A 19074-nucleotide genomic window follows, 5' to 3' on the forward strand; every position below is an offset into this window, starting at 1 on the left:
TATTTTTGTTTGTGGGTATTCGGATGCTTTCCGGGACCGGCGGCTTTTCCTGGTCTAATTCTTGCAAAACAGCTCTTTGAGTAGTTGTATTAGCCTGAGGGTTCCGGGGTCCTTGATAAAATAAAAAACCTTGTTGGCGTCCTTGCGCGTGGAGAGTATGCCTCGTCCACGCAACACTCCCAGGTGCTGGGAAATATTGCTTTGCGATGTACCCACCTTATCGACGATGTCCAGAACACTGAGCTCGTCTTTACCCAAGGTGCATAGAATTTTCAGCCTGAGCGGGTGCGACATGCTTTTCAAGCATAGGGCCGCTTCCTCTACATCGGCATCATTGGTAATGATGGGTATGCTGGGCATGTTCACGTCGGGCAGATCAGGTATTATAGTATAACAGAGTAGGTTGCGATGAGTCAGGCTTCGGAAGCGGGGCTCTGCAAGATTACCGCTGCAGTTAAAAAAGCATTATACTTGAACGCTATAACTGACGGAAATAAATGCTACTGATTTTAAGGGCAACTATTCTGATCGCGCTTATGCATGCGCCTGCCGCATTTGCAGGCGAGGGCGGTCTGCTCGACCGGGTAAAGTCCAAAATCAGTGAGTTGCGATCCTTGCTTCGAGGCGCTGAATCCGACGAAAGTCCTTCGGTGGCTCAATTGAGAGATATCGAGCGCCGCTACGGCGACGCAGCGCGTTTATCGGCCGAGCTGAAGACCAAACTGGATATGCAGACTGAAACCTTGCGTATGCTCAGGCAAAAAAAAACGCGTTTGGGCGGCAAAGTGCTGGAGCACGACCGCGAATTGATGGTTCAGGCGCGCGCCGCCTATCGTTTGGGAAAACACGAACAGCTTAAATTGTTGTTGGGGCAGCAGGACTTCTCCGTGTACGGACGCATGTTGGGGTATTATGCCGCATTGACACAGGCGCGTATGCGTGAAGTGCAAAAGCTTAAGGATATGCTGGTCAAAGCCGATGCGCTGGAAACGGCGATTGTAGCGGATACCGGCAGATTAGAGGAAACGCGCTTCCAGCTCCATGCTCAGATCGAACAGTTGCAACAGATTAAAATAGCACGGCAGGAAATCGTTGCGCGCCTGCACAAGGACCCGGCAAACAGGGCTCGGGCCGAGGAACTGGCGACCAGCGGTAAGCGTCTGCAATCCGTGCTGGGCGACATAAAACCCGGCGAGACCGCGGAAGCAGCGCCGGGCGCGGGCTGGCCTGTAAATGGCCGCATATTGGCAAACTATGGCGCACAGCGCGACGGCGGGCGCTGGGATGGCGTATTGATTGGCGCGCCGGAAGGCAGCCCGGTGCGCGCGGTTTCCAATGGGCAGGTGGTTTATTCCGACTGGTTGCGCGGTTACGGCTTGCTGATTATCGTAGATCACGGCAACCGCTACATGAGTTTGTACGCGTTTAATCAGACGCTCTACAAAAAAGTGGGCGAGCAGGTGCGCAAGGGCGACGTACTGGCGCTGGTTGGAAACAGCGGTGGAAATGAAAGCCCCGGTCTGTATTTCGGCTTGCGTCAAAACGGCCGTCCGGTTGACCCGTTGCAATGGTGCGCGCAGAATTAAGCTGAATAATATGGTTAGGATATGGTCGAGAATAACTTCCCGGTTCGTGGTGAGCTTGTCGAACCATGAACGGCCCTTCGATAGATTCAGGGCAATGCCCTTCGACAGGCTCAGGGCGAACGGAGTTGATGGCTGATTCCGGAGGTTATTTTTTACCATATCCTTTAAGAGTTTTCTTTCGATGAGTTTATTGACGAGAATTATGTTGATGCCGAACACAAAGAGTGTGCGTTTGATTGGATTGGGAATGGCGCTTGGCGTTGCGGTTACCTGCGCAGGGTTAACTTTTGCCGACGATCCCGCCGACAGTAATTTACCTTTTGAAGGCTTGAAAACCTTTTCCGAGGTGTATGGAAGAATACGCCAGGATTATGTCGAAGCCGTTCCCGACAGTAAACTGCTGGAAAATGCGATTCGAGGCATGCTGGAGGGGCTGGATCCGCATTCCACTTACCTGGATCAGGAGCAATACAACGAATTAAAGGTCGGTACCACCGGGCAGTTTGGCGGTCTGGGCATTGAAGTCGGCATGGAGAACGGTTTTGTGAAGGTCATTTCGCCGATAGACGACACACCGGCGCAAAAGGCGGGCATCAAGGCGGGCGACCTGATCATTCGTCTGGATGACAAGCCGGTGAAGGGCTTGAGTCTGAACGACGCGGTTAAACTCATGCGCGGCGAGCCGGGCTCAAAAATTGTTTTAACCGTGGTGCGCGAAGGGCTGGAGCAACCGCTTAAAATCGACATAATACGCGACATTATCAAGGTTAAAAGCGTCAAAAGCCGAATGCTGGAAAAAGGCTACGGCTATGTGCGCATCAGCAGTTTCCAGGCTAAAACCGGAGAAAACGTAGAAGACGCGGTTGAAGACTTGAAAAAGGACGGGCCAATGAGCGGGTTGGTGCTCGATCTGCGCAACAACCCGGGCGGGGTATTAAATGCCGCCGTATCGGTCAGTGACGCATTTTTGAACGACGGACTGATCGTCTATACCGATGGGCGCATCGAAGACGCCAAGATGAAGTTCAACGCCACTCCGGGCGATATACTCAATGGCGCGCCGATCGTGGTGTTGACCAACGCCGGTTCGGCTTCGGCTTCAGAAATTGTGGCAGGAGCGTTGCAGGATCATAAACGCGCCATCATCATGGGCGAGAAAACCTTCGGCAAGGGCTCGGTGCAGACGGTATTGCCTACCAGTAACGGCGGCGCGGTCAAGTTGACCACAGCGCGTTATTACACGCCATCGGGACGCTCGATTCAGGCTGAAGGGATTACGCCGGATGTTCCTATTTCCAAGGTCAAGCTGGAAATGGCGCAGCAATCCGAATTTGGTCCGCTGAAAGAGGCAGATTTGCACAATCACCTTGGCAATGAAAAAGCGGTCAAAAAAGACGGAGTAAAAGCCGACGACAAAACCGAGGATGCATTGGCGGTACAGGATTATCCGCTGAATGAGGCGCTTAACCTGCTGAAAGGAATTAATATCGTGCGCCAGCACTGATTCCTGAGGGGATTCATTTTTGAACCCGTCTCCTTGCAGGGATAGGGATTTACAAAAGTCCTTTCCCCCAATGGCGTAGACGGATTATTGCAAGGCATGCCTTGCGCGGCCCGTAGCCGGACTGTGTGCAACACGGTCCGGATGCGCGGGGCTTGTTGGGGAACGAGAGGGTTGCAAAAACAATCGCCTGTGGAGTTGTGTAGATGCCTATGGCTTGCAGGAGATGTGGCGAGTGTTCCTTAAGATGTTTTCTTGATCCAGCTCAACTTCCTTTTAGTCAGCTAACGGCATACTGTTCGCCTGCATGCCTTTATGCAGACCACTCACACAATAATGAGGAGAGCAAGCTATGTCACTGATTACTTGGACGAAAGAGCAGTTTGGCACCAATGTTACCGTAGCTGACGACCAGCATAAGGTTCTTTTTGGCATGTTGAACGATCTGGATGCGGCCGTAGGCGCAGGCGATCGTTCCGTCATAGGCGCCAAGCTGGATGTCCTGCTCAAATTTGTAGTCGATCATTTTGCCGAGGAAGAGCGCTTGATGCAATCAACTTCTTATCCTGATTTCACTGCGCATAAGGCCGAGCATACCAAGCTGCTGGGAACCTGCGGCGATGTGGCTGCAAAGTTCAACCGTGGCGAGTTGCAAATTACTCACGACACCACTACGTTTGTAAAAGACTGGCTGGTGAATCATATCCCTGCTGTTGATATGAAGTATGGACCGCATTTGAATAGCAAAGGCATTAACTGATAGGCGTGTTTTAGCGCATTGCTTGGCCCGCTCTCGCCCCTTCGTCGTCGGGGCGAGCGCGGGCAATCGCTCACTGACCCGCGGTGTTCGGCGCGTTGCTTTCCACCCGATTTACAGCCCGATGCAATACGGCTTCCAGGTTGTCCAGGCCAACATCAGCCCAATGGACGGGCATTCCCAGCTTTCCTCCGATTTCCTGCGCCTGCGTAGTGAAATCTCCGGAGCAGGGCGTGCGTAAACATAATAAGTACTTGCTGCTGATCTGAAATATTTCGCGCACCACATCGGGCTTGCCGCCGAAGGTCTCGCCTATTACCTCGTCCCAGCGCAAAGCCCAGTCTTCCATCAGGAAAAATGCGCCTTTGGACAATTCATCCATAAACATTGCTCTGCCCAGCAACATTTCCACGCAGTTTTGCCCTTCGGTGCGAAAAGCGTGTGCGGCTTCCAGCAGATTTTCCATGCGCGGATGACAACAACCGTAAAATACGGCGATGTCGCGCCCCTTGTTGCGTTCGAAACCTCGTTGCAGCGCATACTCCAGGCGCTCGAAATTGACATGCAGGGAAGAATCGAGAAAATCCGTATCCACCAGCCAGTCGTTTTTTTCAATCAGAAATCGAATTTCTCGCTGCAGGATACCGCAACCGAGCAACACGCTGTTTTTGTTATTCATGGCGCCACATAATCCGCACGGCCAAATTCTTTTGCCGCCGCGATCATCGCCATAATGTTTTTCTCTGGAATGCCATATGGCATCACTACCGTGCCAAAAAAGAACTTGTGTCCCGTCCGTAAGCCGCCCTGCACGATACGCTTCACTTCGGCGCGAATCTCGTCCGGAGACCAGTCGATCAGTCTGATATCGTTAATCACCCCGGCGCACAACCCGCGCCCATTGATGATGCGCATGGATTCGCCGATGTCTTCGAGCGGGCCGGGGTAATAGGTTTGTATTCCTACCTCGCGTATCACCTGGTCAGCCACGCTGTTAAGGCGTGCGCCGCCGACGTAATAGACCACGCCGTCAACTCCGCCCGGTTCGAGGTCGCGCCGCATCCATTTGAGCGACAAATCCTGAAACAGCCGCATCGAAATGATATCGGTCGAACCGTAAGGATCTGCATACACCAGAACGTCGGCTCCGGCCTGACGATAGGCCTCGATTTCCTTGCGGAAAAAATCCGAGCATTTTTCCAGCAGCAGATCGCGTACGTCCTTATCGCCTATCATCAGCAGTTCCATCCACTTTTCCATGCTCATCAGAATGGCGGGGAGCGACATTGATGCGGTGAGATAGGCGCAGATGGGTACTTTTCCGCCCACTTCGCGCTTCAGGATATTCAGGCATCTGGCGGTTTCGGCGAAAGCCGGAAGCACGCTGATGTCATCCGGCACCTGCAGTCTGGCTATGTCGTCATAAGACTTGATGATAAAGTCTTCCACATTGGGCGGACCGTCCTGTGCGTAGCGGATTTTTTCGCATCCGAGCAGTTCAGCCTCCTTGCCCACGTAAAACAGACTCCAGACGTTGTCGTGGCCGAATTTTTCCAGCATTTTGAGCTGCGCTTCCGCTACGTTTTCGCCGCTGGAAAAGTATTCCTCAATCGACAAGCCCAATTCGCGCGCGCCCTGGTCAAGCAGGTTGCAGAATACCGGGATATGATCGATGATTTTGCCGTTGACCGCCGCTAGCAGTCTCTCCATGCTAGTTGTCATTGCGCTTAACCTCTTCGATGCAATCCATAATGATCCTGGAGGCCGATACGCCGTTTTCGGCCCAGCCATCGGCCTCTACGAACTTGTATAAGTTCGTATCGTAGCGAAAAGGGGCACCGCCCACCACCAATTTGATTTTAGGTTCCAGTCCGCGCTCCCTTAGCAGTCTGCGTACTTTGAGCGCGCCGTTTTCTCCCCGGGCGGTATGCACCATCATAGCGGATACACCGATTACCTGCGCATTGCGGGCTATGGCCTCATCGACAAACTTTTCTGCCGGCACATTCACGCCCAGATCGATCACCGATATCATCTGCGCCTTCAGACAGCCGATAACTATGCGCTTGCCCAAAGTATGCAGATCGCCCGACGCCGTGCCTATAACTACACAACCAATGGGTTCGGGCGGTGTTTTGAACAGAAGCAGCATTTTTTCGGTAACATCCGCCGCAATTTGGGAAGTCATGAAGTGCTGGGCCAGGTTGGTGTCGAACCCTTCACTGATGGCCTTGACCATCAGATCCATACCGGGAATGACGACCTTGAAGACAATCTCCTCCGGGCTCACGCCTTGCGCAACCGCCTCCGTTACTACCTGCAGCGCGCGAACACGATCCGTATCGAACACGGCCTCATTGTAGGCCTTGATTACCTCGTCCAGCATCTCAATCAACTCCCGAGTCATGATGCGTCCCGCATGGGTTGAAGATAAAGGTTTTCCACGAACAAATGTTCGAAAGCCGCATCTTCCGCCAGATTGTGTATCCTGGCAAGCGATTGCACAGTTTGCAACAACTCCTCCGCTGCGTCGGACACAAGCAGCGCCTCGCAACCCGCCAGGACGATATTGCCTTCGAGCATCACTTTGTCTGCGGCTATGCCGGGTATCAGCCCTATTTCCCGCGCATTGCCCACATCCAGCAAACGTCCGAACGCGCCGCAAACGGTCACGCGTTCCAACTCCGAAGGCCTGATGCCCGACAGCTCGCAAAGCCAGCGGATGCCGGCGGCTATCGCCGCCTTGGCGCGCTGAAACGCATCGATATCCCGCTTTCTCAGCATTATCGGCTCGTCAATATCGCTCAGTACATAACCTTCATCGATACCGTCCCGGAAACGTCCGACCTTGTCCAATTTACCGGTACGACGCAGCCAGGCTATGATGTCCACCAACCCTGAACCGCACACCCCCGCAGGCTGGACATCGCCCAGCACACTCATAGCCAGGGTTCCATTGTCATCCTGCCAGACGCGGTAAATTGCGCCGGTTTCGCCCGGCATGCCGCAGCTGATACCGCAACCTTCGAACGCAGGTCCGCCGGCTGTTGATGTCACATGGAGCAAGCGCCCGTCCCATAATGCTATCTCGGAGTTGGTGCCGAAATCGATCAGCAACGAATAAGCCGGCTGCGCGATGAGATGTGTGGCGATTACTCCCGCCAGCAAATCGGAACCGATGAAGCCGCCCAGGGGCGGCACAAAGCGGATGACGGCCGGCCCTGATACTTGCCAGACTGCGCGCAAAAAATCAACATCATCGGGCTGACAATCTATCCTTCGCGTCCAGTATTCAGTCTGTAATAGCAAATCGTAATTTTTTCCGGCCAGCAGGCTCAGCATGGCGGTATTCCCTACTATCGCAAGCTTGCCGATAGCATTGAGCCGGATGGCCGCAACGGACGCCATTTCCGCCAATGCTGCGCCGATAGCCTGTTGCGCCAGAGCGCCGATTGCCTGTGCCTGAGATAATGAATGGGAGGCTGCGGTCAAGCGCGCCAATACGTCCGTTCCGTAACCAATTTGTGGATTCAGGCCGACACGTCCGGCTATGCGTTTACCTTCTGCAAGACTCCACAGGCTAAGACGTATATGCGTCGTACCCAGATCGATCGCGACGCCGTAGGGCGCATCGCTATCGCTGCTTTGCTGCACGGGTGGATAAGCGGTCGGGGTGTATTCGTCTTCACGCAGGGCTCGCCATTGTGTCTGTGCAACGGGGGGCGCCAGAATCACGTGAAGTCCTGCGTCCGGCCTGATCTGGCAGGCCAGTCGCAAACCTTCGCCGCGATGCGGATAGGAAAGACACAAGAGTTCGCCAGTGGTGAACGGGATAGCGGCGCTTTCCGTCAATATGACCCGGCACAGTCCGCAGAGGGCCTTGCCGTCGCATGCCGACGGCAAGGGTATGCCGGCGGAAATCAGTATATCCCGCAGTGTCGGGCCGGCGCAAAATGGAATGCGATGTTCGCCATCGGCCATCTGCACCGCGATGACCGGTAACGCAGTATCGTCAGTCTGGGCGTTTCGCATATTGATGTTCATTGTAAATCTTTTCGCCGCGTGCTGGAAATCCGCGCAATGCAATAAAAGTTGCGGGGTAGGGCTGAAAAGCAGTATGGCCCTTGGCGGGGTGTTTTTTGTTCCTGGGGCGCTGCGCAGCTGACCAGGCCGGAAGATTGGCTACGCGCCCAATTTGGCGCATTAAATCTTTACCGCTACGATTTAAGATAAAAAACGCGCGCCACTCTTGCGATATTAATAGTTGGCCAGATCAACCGGCGCTTGCGGCACCTGCCAGATCTCATCGCAATATTCGCGGATAGCCCGGTCGGAAGAGAACTTGCCGGATCGGGCGGTATTGAGTATGGACATGCGCGTCCAATGATCGGCATCGTTCCACGCGGCGCCGACTCTGTCCTGGCAGGCCATATAATCGGCATAATCGGCCAGCACCAGGAAAGGGTCGGAATTGAGCAAATTTTCATACACGGAGCGGAAGATTTCCTTATCGCCATTGCTGAAGTGTCCGGACGCGATCAACTGTAAAATCTCGGCCAACTGCGGGTTGCTCTCGACAAAAGATGCCGGACGATAGCCCTCGCGCTTCACTTTTTCCACTTCGTGTACCGTCAGACCGAACAGAAAGAAATTTTCAGGTCCCGCTTCTTCCCGTATCTCGACGTTGGCGCCGTCCAGCGTCCCGATGGTGATCGCGCCGTTCATCATGAACTTCATGTTGCCGGTGCCGGAGGCTTCCTTGCCTGCAGTGGAAATTTGCTCGGATACATCGGCAGCCGGGTAGATTAACTGGGAGTTTTTTACGTTGAAATCAGGGATGAAAGCTACGCGCAGGAATCGCCGGGCAATGGGATCGTTATTCACCTGTTCCGCAACCGAGTTGATAAGTTTGATCATGCGTTTGGCCATGAAATAACCGGGCGCCGCTTTCCCGCCGAAAATGAATGCACGCTGCGGGATAATGAGCTGCGGATTTTTCTTCAGACGGCAATACAGTGAAATGATATGCAGGATGTTGAGATGCTGACGCTTATACTCATGGATGCGTTTGACATGGACATCGAACAGCCATCCGGGATCGAGTTCGATATGGGTATTTTTCCAGACGTAGTAGGCCAGACGCTCCTTGTTCTCCTGCTTGACGGCGCGCCAGTCCTTGCAAAACGCCACATCTTCCGCATAGGCTTCGAGTTTTCCGAGTTCAACCAGGCTGGTAGTCCAGCCATCGCCGATGGTGCGTGTAATCAGGCCACCGAGCTTCGGATTGGATAGCTGCAGGAAACGGCGCGGCGTGACGCCGTTGGTCTTATTGCTGAAGCGCTCCGGCCATATCTCGTAGAAGTCTTTCAAAACGCTGGTTTTCAGCAATTCGGTATGCAGCGCCGCTACGCCGTTAATGGCGTGACTGCCCACAGCCGCCAGATGGGCCATACGTACATGCTTATCGCCATACGGATCGATCAGGGACATGCGCGAGATTATGTTTTCATCACCGGGAAAACGTTGCCGAACCTGTTCCAGAAAGCGCGCATTGATTTCATAAATGATTTCCAGGTGCCTCGGCAACAGTTCGGCCAGCAAAGGCACCGACCAGGTTTCCAGCGCTTCCGGCAGCAATGTATGGTTGGTGTAGCCGAAACAGCGTTGCGTGATATCCCAGGCCTCGTTCCAGGAAAGCTGGCGCTCATCGACCAGCAGCCGCATCATTTCAGGCACGGCCAGCGAAGGGTGCGTGTCGTTAAGCTGGAAAATGAAGTACGCGGGGAAATCCCGCACCATGATATGTCCCAAATCGAGCAGGCTCAGGCGATCCTGCAGCGAGCAGGAAACCAGGAAGTATTGTTGCTCCAGGCGCAGCCGCTTGCCGACATCCGCCTCATCGTTCGGATAAAGCACCTTGGTGATGGTTTCGGAGGTAATTTTATCGTTCACCGCCCGATAATAGTCTCCATGGTTAAAAGCCTGAAAATCGAATGAGTCTATCGCCTCGGCGCCCCACAGTCGCAACGTGTTGCAGGTATTTACCCGGTAACCGAGTATAGGCGTGTCATAGGCAATTCCCCTCACCACGCGATGCGGCACCCAGCGTTTACGCAGCGGTTCCTTTCCGTCTCCGGGGTAGTTTTCGGTATGGCCGCCGAAGCCGACGATAAAGGAAACTTCAGGTTTGGCGATTTCCCAGGGATTTCCATGACGCAACCATTTATCGGTGATTTCGACCTGCCAGCCGTCCTTGATGAGCTGTTCGAAAATACCGAACTCATAGCGGATGCCATAGCCGATGGCAGGCCGCTCCAGCGTGGCCAGCGACTCCAGGTAGCAGGCGGCAAGCCTGCCCAAGCCGCCATTTCCAAGTCCGGGCTCGGCATCCAGAGCCACCAGCTCATCGTAATCCAGGCCGAGAGATACGATCGCTTCACGCACTGCCTGCTCTATCCCCAGGTTGAGCAGGTTGTTGCCAAGGTGCGGTCCCAGCAAAAACTCCGCAGACAGGTAGCAAACCATTTTCAGGCCGGGCTTGTGGTTGACATAGGTGCGCATGGAACTCAGCCAGCGATGCTGCAGCCTGTCGCGTATCGCGTAGGAAAGCGCTTTGTAATAATCGTGTTTGTCCGCGACTTCAGGCATGCGTCCGATGGAATAAATCAGATGTTCGACTATTCCGCGCTTCAGACTTCCCGTGTTCAATTCGGTACGGCTGGCTTCATCGCGTTCCGCAACCATCTCTTCCAGGTGGTTGCGGAGACGGTCTACTTCCAGATGGGTGCGAACGCGGGCAAGCAGTTCTTCGCGTTGATAGGGCTTGGTGACAAAATCCACTGCTCCCAATCCGAAGCCTTGCACTTTTTCCTCTGTTTCGGATAGTGCGCTGATGAATATTACCGGCACGTCACGGGTTTTAGGGTGCGATTTGAGTCTGTCGCATACCTCGAAGCCATTCATATCCGGCATGCGAATATCGAGCAGTACGAGCTCGGGCGGATTGCTGACGGCGGATTTCAAGGCCAGTTCCCCGTTAATCGCGGAACGCACTTCATAACCTTCATCCTTGAGCAAATCCGACAGCAGCTTTAGAGATGCCGGTGTATCATCCACGGCGAGAATGTTGCCTTTGCTTGCCATATCGACCTAATCTCCCTTAGTTGGTATCCAGCACCTTTATAATCGCAGGATAATCGAAGTTTTCCACGATACGAGCCAGCGCTTTTTGCAGTTTCGTGTCGTAAGACGCAACTTGTTCAATGACGAGCGCAATGCGTTCGCTTTCCAGGCTTTCCAGGGCGTTCTTCAACTCCTGCCGTAACGCCTTGGGTAGTATGGATAAGCTTTCCCGTGTTAGCTTCGGGACGTTTATGGTCTCGGTGCCGGGTATGTCCTTGTAAATGTATTTTACCCCTAACTGTTTGGACAGGCACTCGTAGATTTCGTTAAAGCGGTAAGGCTTGCGCACAAAATCGTCCATGCCCGCATTGAGCAGTTCGGCGCGTTGTTCCTTAAATGCCGACGCTGTAACAGCGGCAATTTTCACCTCCCTGCCGCCCGGAAGCGCGCGAATAATCTGCATTGCTTTCAGCCCGTCCATCACCGGCATTTGGCGATCCATCCAGATAAAATGCGGCCGCCAGCTCTGAAACAGCGCCACGCCCTGCTCACCGTTATCGGCCGCCTTGACCTTGAAGCCGACGGATTCCAGCAGTTTGACCAGCAGCAACTGATTCTCGACCTGATCTTCGACGATCAATATGCGGTATTCGGTCTGCCCCGGAGCCAAGCCCACCACGTCGCCTTTCTCCGCCTTCGGTTTGGCGATATCGGCTTTCGTAACTTCCGTCAACGGTAACTCGACATGAAACAGCGTACCTATGCCCGGCGTGCTTACCAGGCTGAGGTTGCCACCCATGAGTTGCACGAACTGGCGGGTAATGGTCAGCCCCAGTCCGGTCCCCTTGTTGTCGCCTCGTTCCGCCAGTTGCACGAAGGGTTCGAAGATGCGCTGCTGATCTTCCGCAGCGATGCCGGGACCGGAGTCCTCTACTTCGATTATCAGATGCGAAATCCTGTTGCTTTTCGTACCCAGGCGGATGGTCACGCCTCCCTCATGGGTAAACTTGATGGCGTTTCCTACCAGATTGATCAACACTTGACGCAAGCGGGCTTCGTCTCCGGATATATAGCGCGGAAAGCATGACGATTGGTCGATCAGCAGGCGCAGGCCTTTTTCACGTGCGCGCAGGTTCATCATGTCCGTTACTTCACGCACCATGCCGCCCAAATCGAACGGCGCGTTTTCCAGTTGCACGCGGCCGGCTTCGATCTTGGCCATTTCCAGGACATCGTTGATCAGCGTCAGCAGATGCCCGCCGCTACGGTTGATGATATCGAGGTTCTGCCGCTGGTATTCCGGAGTACGGGGATCCTTGCGCATGATGCCGGAAAACCCGAGGATGGCGTTCAGCGGCGTGCGCAGTTCGTGGCTCATATTGGCCAAAAATACGCTTTTTGCCTGATTGGCCGCTTCCGCTGCATTGCGCGCCAATACCAGATCCGCTGTGCGCTGCTGCACTTCGTCCTCAAGGTGGTCCTTATAGCGCCTCAGTTCTTCCTCGTTCCTTTTGCGCGCGGTAATGTCCGTCCTCAGAAAAAGAAAACTGGAAATATTGCCCTCATCGTCATAGATCGGCGAAGCGCTGATGAATTCCCAATATAGCGCGCCGTCTTTATGGCGGTTCTGCACCATCCCGTTCCATTGTTTGCCCGCCTCCAAACGCTTGCGGATTTCATTGAACTCGTCATCGCCGATATCGGTCGAAATCAGTTCTCGTTGCGTCTTGCCGTAAGCTTCGACGAATGCGTGGCCGGTAATTTGTGTATAGGCCTGATTGGTATAAATCAGCCTGCCTTGCAAATCGGTGATAAGCATCCCTGTAGGATTCTGTTCCACGGCCTGGGCCAGCCGGTTGATTTCGGTTTCGAACAGGTGATGATCGGTAACGTCGCGGTTGCTTACGCGCTGCCCCCGGTAGCTTCCGTCAGACCCAAACACCGGTTGGCAACAATGCGCTATCCAGCGGATTTCTCCGTCGCGACGGATGATGCGGAAATCCGCTCTGCCCGGTTCTTTGTTCGAAGCGTCGTGGCGATGGTTTTTCATCGGCAGCTTGTCGTCGGGATGGGTGATGCGTGTCAGCAGATCCGGTGTGGTGATAAATTCGTCCGGGGCGTAGCCGGTTACCCGCTCGCACGACGGCGACATATAAAGCATTTCATGGCTATTCCCCTCCCAGTACTCCCAATCGTAGGTATAGTCGGCGACGGTATGGAACCTTTCCTCTTCTTGCGCCAGCTTTTTCATTGCGTTCATTTGGCGCAGCCAAATACGGGTGAGCAAGTATGATGCGCCGGGGAAAAATAAGATGAGAAGGATCGCTGCCAAATTCTGCGCCGCGGCATCGGCATGATTCTGGAGCGAGTTAAGGCTTCGATATAGTGTAAACGCCACGGCGGCAATGACCAGCAGGTTGGTCAGGACGACGCCGGCGATCAAACGCCTGATATGGCAGGCTGCATATAAGGCGGCCCCGTTTGCATGGGCTATGTTCGGCACGTTTGATCAGCCCTCGCGGTTCTACCTGGAATGATTGACATTAGGAAGTAGAGTATGCCCATTTTCGCAATATTATCAGGCATTTGATGTGCCAGATTACGGCAATGACAGGTGTTAGTATACCTGAAAGCGTGCGGAAAATTCCGATGACGTGATTTCAAAACCGCGTTGGCTTTATTTGCCTGTCATCACTACTGCAACGCCGGTGGGAAGTAAGGCGCCTCCTTCAGGTAATTTCAGGCAATCAAGATAGGATCGATCTACAAAGCATCATGAAACGTAAGCGCTCATATTGTGATGCAATCGGTTTCCGGACCTGCGCCGTTGGCATAAGCTGTTCGTAGCTGGCCTGTCGATGAGTGAATGAACCGGGTGGGGTTGCCCGTTGTCCTTCGGCTCCGGGTCTACAGGTATGTCTGTCGAGACGCGCGGAAGCGTGTCGGTAAGTCAACTGCTCCGCGCATCCTTACCTGTAGCCCCTTTTTCAACTTCACGCCCGGCGGTGCTGAGTAGTTATAAAAATACATTAATCAACGGCACTGCCCTTCAGACCACGCCAAAAATCTTGCAGGCTAGTTCGGGTGTCTTGAGGTCGTCAATCAGGGCGTCTATAAACCTTTCGGCATATCTTTTTTCTTCTTTCCGCAGGCTCCAGTAGATACGTTCGTATGCCTGGTTGAAGTGGAGAATTTCATTAAAACCATAAGGCCGCTCAAGCTTGTAAAAAAAAGCCTGTAATTCGGTAAACTCTGGGGAATAGACCGGCAACGCTCTGATTTCATACATGGCAACCGCTCCTTAATCTAAGGTTTGAGTGACTTAAGAGGTACCGCCGAATTTGCTGGGTTCAACGGGGCTGTGCGTGCGTAGTCGGCGGGATGCAGTAATCAGGATGAGGCGGGCGTTCCGGACCGCCGCCCCCTGCCTTAAAACCGGTAGCTGAATAGTTACCGGTCATGTTTCTATTGTTAATGAGGACTCCTGACTACAACATAACCCATTTGGAGTAAATTGTTTGACAATTATAATAATACATACGGGACTGTGCCGCTGTCCGTGCGGCAGCGCGCATAGGGGCGCAACGCTTTGTAAATCGGACGTTCATGCTGTAAACGGTTACCGTGCACATCGCGAAGCGAACAGCCAACCGCCTCTCCCGCTGGGAGACGCCGGGTGAGGGAAACCGGGCATGGCGCATGCGTTTGCATGATACGGGGCGATGCTTGCGCCATGACCGGTTAAGCGGACAGCATTGGTTTTCGAGGTTACAGAAGTAAAAGGAAAGATCACAAGGATATACACATCGGAGCCGACGGGGAGTAATGAGCGGCTGTTCGGTCTACGTCTTAGCATTGCATGGCGGGCCCGCTCAAAATCAACCTTACCAGATCAGTTTGGCTATGCGTATTGGTTTTCCTGAATGCCTGTTTCAATTGCACCCGGATCGTATTGACGCTTCTACGATGCTCTTTGGCAATCGAGTCCACCGTTGACCCCATTGCCAGACCTCTGGCGATTTGAGCCTCGGCCAACGACAAGCCATACAGATTGGCCAATACCGTACTGGATAAGCGTGTGTTATTTTCAGGATCGCAGATAAACAGCACGGCGCAAGGTATTTCATAAAACGAAAGCTGCCCGCTGGGCAACGGTGTGATATGTATCCATAACGGATGTTCGGAGCCTGAGCGCGTCAATTTCATTACCGTGCCCATGCCTTGCCCCAATACCGTAGACTTGAGCTTTTTACCTCGCCGTTCCGGGAGGCTATGCCGGAATCCATATTCTTTGACCTGTTCCGGGCGTGGCGTGAAGGATAGTTTTGCAGTCATGTTGCTTACTAACTCGCTCGGCACCTTGTTTTGTGCGCAGCCGTCAGGATCCTGCCCTTTGTCGGCTGGATACGGGCTACCCATAGCGCCGCCATGCGGGCTTGAGTCGACAGCTTTGGCTTCGCCCTGACCTGGCCTGGTTTTGATGGAATCCCTGATCAGTTTTTGCAGGGCTTTCGTCTCTCGCACTGATCCTGCTGCGATTGAACCTGATCCTTTGGCATCCAGGCTGAAGCCGTCATTTCTTTCGAGTATGCTTTCTGCCGCTCTGTTGTAGAACAGAACCTTACCGTTCTGATTCAGCAGAATGGCTCCCATAGGGAGTGCGTTCAGCGTTTCCAGAGAGCAGTCGCGCAGCGTCTGCGCTTCGACCCGCTTTATATACAAATTGCAGGCCCGATGCAGGTGAGGAATTAACTTCTGGTAACATTTCGGGTCCAATTGTTCCAGAAATTCGGACCAATATACCGGTGTTTCCTCTTCGCCGTAGATTTTTTCGATGAACTGTAGTAAATCTGACTCTTTCATATTGACGACTCTCCGGCTGATTTAAGGCCTTGTTAGTCTTGATTATTCATCTTCGAGGAAACTACACAGCAGTATGCCCGCTGCCTGGACCCTCACCCGGAATTGTCATCTTGGAATGCAGGAAGAGGCAACGGTTAAAATCGAAGTAATATTTGGTATGAAATGGATATTGGAAATACCCATTATGCTTGACGGAACTACCACCATATTCTGTAGACTGTGTGCAGAAGGTGCATCCCATGGCGAATATTGCATTCGACACGCACGAGTTCATCAAAACACTGCAGGAAGCGGTTTGAAATGCATTCAGGCAGATATCCGGCGAATCAGAGCTTGCTATAGGACAGGATATGGATGATTTGCGCCGCGACATGGAAGATACTAAAAACCCCGCAAGCACGGGGTTTTTAAAAAGAAAGGTACGGGGTGCAGCCATGAGGCGAGACTCCCTTGCTATTTGATTTTCCCTTCCTTGTAGATCACATGCTGGCGCACGACAGGGTCGTATTTTTTGATCTCCATCTTTTCCGGCATGGTGCGCTTGTTTTTGGTGGTCGTGTAGAAATGGCCGGTGCCTGCGCTGGATACGAGTTTGATTTTGTCACGCATGATTCAATCTCTCTATAATTAAACTGTTTCGCCGCGTTTGCGGATTTCGGCCAGTACCGCGTCGATACCGTTTTTATCGATAGTGCGCAGGCCCTGGCTGGAAACCTTGAGGCGCACCCAGCGGTTTTCGGTTTCCACCCAAAAACGGCGTTCGTGCAGGTTGGGGTTGAAAATTCTCTTGGTTTTGTTGTTAGCGTGCGAGACGTTATGGCCTACAATACGTCGCTTGCCTGTAACTTGGCATACTTTGGACATGGGGTAACCTCTGGAGTGGCGCTTTGGCGGGTAATCTATAAACCGCACTTTATATACCATAGAGACGGTGCAAGTCAAATCAAGTTTGTATGCGAGGTAAAGGATGTCTGTGAAGCTGGGGGTCATTATGGACCCTATCGAAGAAATCAATATAGACAAGGATACGACATTCGCCTTGCTGCTGGAGGCGCAGCGACGCGGCTGGGACTTGTTCTACATGGAAATGAAGGATCTTTATCTGCGCGACGGCGTAGCCGGCGCGCGCATGCGCAGTTTGCAACTGCAGCGCGAACATGCCGGATGGCACGAATTTACCGACGAGTGCGATATTCCGCTGCATGAGCTGGATGTCGTATTGATGCGCAAGGATCCTCCGTTCGATGCCGAATATATCTACGCGACGTATTTGCTGGAACGCGCGGAAGCCGGCGGCGTGTATGTGGTGAACCGTCCGCGTTCGCTGCGCGACGCCAACGAAAAACTGTTTACCGCCTGGTTTTCGCAGTGCTGCGCGCCGACGCTGGTTGCCAGAAAGTCTGCGCGTTTGCGCGGTTTTTTACAGGAACAGGGCGAGATCGTGCTGAAGCCGCTGGACGGCATGGGGGGCGCTTCCATTTTTCGGGTAAAGCCGTCCGATCCCAATTTGAGCGTGATACTGGAAACCATGACCCAGCACGATACGCGCTTCGTGATGGGGCAACGCTATCTGCCCGAAATCAGCGACGGCGATAAACGCATACTGGTGATTAATGGTGAGGCGGTGCCTTATGCGTTGGCAAGAATTCCGGCGCTGGGAGAGAGCCGCGGTAATCTGGCAGCCGGAGGCAAGGGCGTGGGGCGCGAGTTGAGCGAGCGCGACCGCTGGATAGTCGGGGAGGTGGGGCCGGTGTTGCGCGAAATGGGTCTGGTGTTTGTCGGACTGGACATTATCGGTGATTATCTGACGGAAATCAACGTTACCAGTCCGACCTGCGTACAGCAACTCGATACGATCTTCGGCCTGAATATCGCAGGGCAGTTGATGGATCACATAGAGCAGGTAGTAGAGGGTAGATGAGGCATCGCTTTAAATCGTATGTGGAAATGATGTCCGGCAACCGGTTTTCCGAATATGGGCTGCGTTGCTTAATACGGTTGCAGGCACGGTTCGAGCGCGCAAATTTATTGCCTTTCAGACTGGTGGCGGGCGCGGGTTATGCGTGGGGCAGGCAATGCAGTTTGTGCTGGGCGCTGGGTCTGGCGTTTATCGCTCATGTTATTGTGCTTTCCGCTGTTAATTTCAAAATGCCGGATGTCGAAGCGTCGCGATCGTCAACAAGGAGCTTTGAAATTACTGTGTTTCACCCCGTCGTGGAAGCCGTGCCGGAAGTTAAAAAAGCTCCCGTCCGTATCGCCAAGCCGCCGCGGCGCAAGGAACCCGTGAAGACAGCGGTCCCGATTAAGGAGGCGCCGCCGCCTGCGCCCAGGAATACGCTTGAAAAATTTCATCAGGCCAATCCTGCGCCGGAGGCAACGCTTGCTTCTCCGCCTCCGCTCCATCTCGATGCTTCACTATTGGCGCAGCAGGTTGCCGATTTGGGGCATGGTTACACGCAGCAACGCATCGAGAAAGCGCGGGAAAAGCGCATCGTCTATGTAAAAAACACCACTAAGGACCGCTACGAGGCGATGGAGTACGAGCGGGCTTGCTGGGAGAAAATAGAGCGTATTGGCAAGCTGAATTACCCGGATGCCGCGCGCGGTAAGGATTTGTCCGGCTCCTTGCGCATTGCGGTCGGCATTAATCAGGACGGCGGCGTCTATAGCGTCAAGATCCTGCAATCATCCGGTGAGCAGGTGCTGGATCAGGCGGCCATGCATATCGTACGCCTGGCCGCGCCGTTTGCGCCGTTGCCGGTCGTCTTGGGCCAGCAGGTGGATGTATTGGTGATAACCGGCGTATGGGATTGGCGTTTTCTCGATAACGGCAAGCCGACCGCGCGCTGAGATCCGAGATTTAACTCTGCGAGCACTGATTTGATCGGTTTTCCCCATGGGCTTGTTATAATAAATTGCGTAACTATTCAGCATACCGTTGGAGAGGAAGCGAGGCGAGTCAGGCGGGACCTTTTGCGCCCATGGATGGGCGTAGAGAGCTTCCATGGACGGACTTGCAGTGTGGTTAAGATTACTGACACGCTTCCGCGTGGTTAAACTCCCGACACGCTTCCGCGTGTCTCGACTGGCTTGCCTCTCTTCCGAAGGAGTTCGATCATGACTCAAAAGTACTCGCCGAATAGTTACCGATTTCCTAACTATTCAGCCCTCCGATATTCCGTTCGTCCTGAGCAGAGTGTAAGGAGCGAACGGAAAAAAGGGGGCTGGCGAGAGTTACCCGGTTT

At 53.6% G+C, this 19074-nt stretch carries 16 protein-coding genes; 5 read left to right on the plus strand and 11 right to left on the minus strand.

Going from position 1 to position 19074, the window contains the following annotated elements; genetic code table 11:
* Positions 1 to 54: 54 nt before the first annotated feature.
* Positions 55 to 360, minus strand: coding sequence for an ArsR/SmtB family transcription factor (locus F6R98_RS06675; RefSeq protein WP_153248324.1), 306 nt, complete (start codon positions 358 to 360; stop codon positions 55 to 57).
* A gap of 137 nt (positions 361 to 497) precedes the next feature.
* Here F6R98_RS06675 and F6R98_RS06680 point away from each other — a divergent pair, with 137 nt between their 5' ends.
* The 3 genes from F6R98_RS06680 to F6R98_RS06690 all read left to right on the plus strand — a co-directional run bounded on the left by F6R98_RS06680 (position 498) and on the right by F6R98_RS06690 (position 3847).
* Positions 498 to 1586: a murein hydrolase activator EnvC family protein gene (locus tag F6R98_RS06680; RefSeq protein WP_153248325.1), complete on the plus strand. Its 1089-nt coding sequence runs from the start codon at positions 498 to 500 to the stop codon at positions 1584 to 1586.
* Between the two features lie 208 nt (positions 1587 to 1794).
* Positions 1795 to 3090: a S41 family peptidase gene (locus F6R98_RS06685; RefSeq protein WP_153248326.1), complete on the plus strand. Its 1296-nt coding sequence runs from the start codon at positions 1795 to 1797 to the stop codon at positions 3088 to 3090.
* Positions 3091 to 3439: 349 nt separating this feature from the next.
* Positions 3440 to 3847 (plus strand): bacteriohemerythrin, encoded by a 408-nt coding sequence (locus tag F6R98_RS06690; protein WP_153248327.1) that lies wholly within the window; start codon positions 3440 to 3442, stop codon positions 3845 to 3847.
* A gap of 70 nt (positions 3848 to 3917) precedes the next feature.
* Here the strand turns inward: F6R98_RS06690 and F6R98_RS06695 are convergent, their stop codons facing one another.
* The 10 genes from F6R98_RS06695 to rpmB form a co-directional block, all read right to left on the minus strand.
* Positions 3918 to 4523 (minus strand): DUF1638 domain-containing protein, encoded by a 606-nt coding sequence (locus F6R98_RS06695; RefSeq protein ID WP_153248328.1) that lies wholly within the window; start codon positions 4521 to 4523, stop codon positions 3918 to 3920.
* Positions 4520 to 5566, minus strand: coding sequence for a uroporphyrinogen decarboxylase family protein (locus tag F6R98_RS06700; protein WP_153248329.1), 1047 nt, complete (start codon positions 5564 to 5566; stop codon positions 4520 to 4522). Before F6R98_RS06700 ends, F6R98_RS06695 begins: the two co-directional genes overlap by 4 nt.
* Positions 5556 to 6251, minus strand: coding sequence for a cobalamin B12-binding domain-containing protein (locus F6R98_RS06705; RefSeq protein WP_228125134.1), 696 nt, complete (start codon positions 6249 to 6251; stop codon positions 5556 to 5558). Before F6R98_RS06705 ends, F6R98_RS06700 begins: the two co-directional genes overlap by 11 nt.
* Positions 6248 to 7888: an ASKHA domain-containing protein gene (locus F6R98_RS06710; protein ID WP_153248330.1), complete on the minus strand. Its 1641-nt coding sequence runs from the start codon at positions 7886 to 7888 to the stop codon at positions 6248 to 6250. The genes F6R98_RS06705 and F6R98_RS06710 overlap by 4 nt, the downstream gene beginning before the upstream one ends.
* Before the next feature lie 213 nt (positions 7889 to 8101).
* The gene (gene glgP / locus F6R98_RS06715) at positions 8102 to 10987 is read right to left on the minus strand and encodes a glycogen/starch/alpha-glucan family phosphorylase (protein ID WP_153248331.1); all 2886 of its coding nucleotides are present in this window, start codon (positions 10985 to 10987) and stop codon (positions 8102 to 8104) included.
* A gap of 16 nt (positions 10988 to 11003) precedes the next feature.
* The gene (locus F6R98_RS06720) at positions 11004 to 13469 is read right to left on the minus strand and encodes a PAS domain-containing hybrid sensor histidine kinase/response regulator (RefSeq protein WP_153248332.1); all 2466 of its coding nucleotides are present in this window, start codon (positions 13467 to 13469) and stop codon (positions 11004 to 11006) included.
* A 546-nt stretch (positions 13470 to 14015) separates the two neighbouring features.
* The gene (locus tag F6R98_RS06725; RefSeq protein ID WP_153248333.1) at positions 14016 to 14255 is read right to left on the minus strand and encodes a hypothetical protein; all 240 of its coding nucleotides are present in this window, start codon (positions 14253 to 14255) and stop codon (positions 14016 to 14018) included.
* Between the two features lie 560 nt (positions 14256 to 14815).
* Positions 14816 to 15829, minus strand: a complete 1014-nt coding sequence (locus F6R98_RS06730) for a LuxR C-terminal-related transcriptional regulator (RefSeq protein WP_153248334.1) — start codon at positions 15827 to 15829, stop codon at positions 14816 to 14818.
* 453 nt (positions 15830 to 16282) lie between these two features.
* Positions 16283 to 16438 (minus strand): 50S ribosomal protein L33, encoded by a 156-nt coding sequence (gene rpmG, locus F6R98_RS06735; protein WP_153248335.1) that lies wholly within the window; start codon positions 16436 to 16438, stop codon positions 16283 to 16285.
* A gap of 18 nt (positions 16439 to 16456) precedes the next feature.
* Positions 16457 to 16693, minus strand: coding sequence for a 50S ribosomal protein L28 (rpmB, locus tag F6R98_RS06740; RefSeq protein ID WP_153248336.1), 237 nt, complete (start codon positions 16691 to 16693; stop codon positions 16457 to 16459).
* A 103-nt stretch (positions 16694 to 16796) separates the two neighbouring features.
* Here rpmB and gshB point away from each other — a divergent pair, with 103 nt between their 5' ends.
* Both gshB and F6R98_RS06750 read left to right on the plus strand, forming a co-directional pair.
* Positions 16797 to 17750, plus strand: coding sequence for a glutathione synthase (gene gshB, locus F6R98_RS06745; RefSeq protein WP_153248337.1), 954 nt, complete (start codon positions 16797 to 16799; stop codon positions 17748 to 17750).
* Complete coding sequence (locus F6R98_RS06750) at positions 17747 to 18679, plus strand: energy transducer TonB (protein ID WP_228125135.1); 933 nt, start codon at positions 17747 to 17749, stop codon at positions 18677 to 18679. The genes gshB and F6R98_RS06750 overlap by 4 nt, the downstream gene beginning before the upstream one ends.
* Positions 18680 to 19074: the final 395 nt, after the last annotated feature.

Origin of the sequence: Candidatus Methylospira mobilis (assembly GCF_009498235.1) — a bacterium.
In the GTDB taxonomy this organism is placed as follows: Bacteria; Pseudomonadota; Gammaproteobacteria; order Methylococcales; family Methylococcaceae; genus Methylospira; species Methylospira mobilis.